Origin of the sequence: Microcoleus sp. LAD1_D5 (assembly GCF_036702115.1) — a bacterium.
In the GTDB taxonomy this organism is placed as follows: domain Bacteria; phylum Cyanobacteriota; class Cyanobacteriia; order Cyanobacteriales; family Microcoleaceae; genus Microcoleus.
Genome location: NZ_JAUBSA010000165.1, coordinates 1 through 2,465, shown reverse-complemented (window position 1 = coordinate 2,465; position 2,465 = coordinate 1). Strand labels below are relative to the sequence as shown.

At 42.2% G+C, this 2,465-nt stretch carries 1 protein-coding gene; it reads right to left on the bottom strand.

Annotated features, from left to right (window positions below; all coding sequences use genetic code 11):
* Positions 1–121: 121 nt before the first annotated feature.
* Positions 122–1,828 (bottom strand): group II intron reverse transcriptase/maturase, encoded by a 1,707-nt coding sequence (gene ltrA, locus QUA70_RS28295; RefSeq protein ID WP_333351066.1) that lies wholly within the window; start codon positions 1,826–1,828, stop codon positions 122–124.
* Between the last annotated feature and the right edge of the window lie 637 nt (positions 1,829–2,465).

The window sequence follows — 2,465 nt, the reverse complement described above, 5'->3', positions numbered from 1 at the left end:
GTTAGAGTCGATAGGGGCGTTGCCACCCCTACCTCTCCTTCAGAACCGTGCGTGAGACTTTCACCTCACACGGCTCCTTGATAATTCCATCCTTGTTATGGATACGACTCAAGACCAACTATCAGGTTTTAACACTTCCTTTAGAGCGCATTGACCTGTCTGTTGCTGTCTTTGTGTCGTGGCAGTGTTTATGCAGAAGTTGTAGGTTGTCATAGGTGTCTTTTCCACCTAACGAAGTCGGTTTAATATGGTCAACTTCTACAATATCTGTACTGGTAAAGTACAAATCACAGTGAGAGCAAATACCCTTTTGTTTCTTGATTAATGATGCAACCCTGGTAGGGGTTTCTGGGTATTCACCTCTTCGTTTACTCCAATAAATCCAGTTACCATCAAACGGACTGGCTACACCTTTGACTTTTGTATGCCTTACGATTGGCGTACTTGCATGGGTGAGTAATTCCACTCCGTCCTCTGTACTGAAACACCAATTACGGTCGCCTACTGTTCTCCAGTATTTATCCTTGTTGATGTTCCCTTTTCCCCTCCTTTTTGCCCAAGATATTATCTTTCCCCAGGTGAGATTGTCAACCTTTGAAAATATTTTTTTGCTGACAACTGTCGAGTAATAGTTTGACCATCCCCTAATTATTGGATTCAGCTTGCTTATTAAAGCAGCTTGCGGGGCAGTTTTATGGGTGTCTATTACTTCGGCAATCTTTGCTAGATGTAATTTAGCCTTGGTTTTGGTGGGGGTAATTAGTGTTTTAAAACCTAGCGGATTTCCTTTTGATGTTTTAGCACTTCGATAGTTTCCTACTTGGTGTTGTTGTACATGGAATCCTAAAAACTCAAACCCAACATTTCCTTCTATTTCATTAAGGGTGTGAGTTAATTTTGTTTTACTTGGTTTCAGTTCCAATCCCATATCACTTAACCAATCTGCAATTATCTCCTGACATTTCTTGACCACGCTTAAATCCTCATGGATTATCACGAAGTCATCAGCGTAACGGATTAGGCTAAGGGCGTAACGGTTATCCCGTTTGCATCCTTTTAGTGTTTCCGCGTACTGTTTTATTCTTTCTTCCATACCATGTAAGGCAATGTTGGCAAGTAAGGGAGAGATTACCCCGCCTTGTGGAGTACCATCATTAGTAGGGAATAATTCATGTCCTACACAGTACCCTGCTTTGAGCCATGTCTTTAATTGGCGGTTTAAGGTGGGGTATGTGTGTATTTTGGAGAGTAACGCTTTATGGTCTATACGGTCAAAGCATTTGGCAATATCAGCATCTAGTACATATTTGGCTTTTTTACTAATACTGTCGAATATTGCTTCAATCGCATCGTGACAGGAACGTCCTGGTCGAAAACCATAACTGTTTGGCTCAAACTTAGCCTCCCATTCTGGTTCTAACGCTAGTTTAACTAACGCTTGCAATGCGCGGTCGTTTATCGTTGGGATGCCTAACGGTCTAGTTTCAGTAGTTCCAGGTTTAGGAATATTAACCCTACGAGTGGGTTTTGCTTTACCTGTTAACTTTAACTTGCCTACCAGGTTGATTCGTTGCTTTTGGGTTAACGATTTAACGCCATCCACTCCTGCCGTATTCTTTCCTTTGTTGTCTTGAGTTACCCTACGAACCGCAATACACTTTGCAGACCAAGACCTAATCAAGGTCTTTTGAAGTTTACGAACTGCTTTAACATCACCACGTTTACTCGCTTGATAGATTCGTTTTTGCAACTTGAAAGTAACCCTTTCTAACTTTCGCCAGTTGAGGTCTTTCCATTCCACCGTCAGATTGTTCTGCGTATTAGACATATATATTGCTACTAGGACTCTATCTTTGAAATTACCGTGTATCTGTCAGCATATCCTCAACATTACAAAGAGGCTTTTGCTTTTGATACAATCCCGCCCCTAACTATCATTCGTTAGCTACTTACTGGTTATCGACCTTTCCAGAGATAATTAGTTTGGTTACTTCGTTCCGATTGCACATTGGTTGAATCTTTAGCGTGATGCTTTCCACCGGGTTTTGTAGGCTTGTGCTTATAAGTCGGGACTTGATCCGCTTATGCCCTATCCTTGCCTTTTGGCTTGGTGTTAATCAGGTCTTACTGTGTTTTTCAACAGGTTTATCCTTGATTTAGCCATTACACCATTTAGGGTGACGATGGTTCGGACACATCTTTGCTTGCGCTACGCATGGATTCTTGCTCGACAGTTACCGAGTTTGGCTCTCAGTAGTTCTGCCTTTTATCCCCGCTTTAGCCTGACTGTTGCTACCAGTCATACTAGGGGATATGCTTTCACCTCTGCACTTGAGGGATAGGACTTGACTCACAGAGTCTCACCTATATATGCAATCAGTTGTCGCTAACCGAGTTAATCGGCTAGGCTAACCGTCCCATAAGGGTTTAAAACCCTTATTTTAGGTTAAACGAGTCGCACCAAG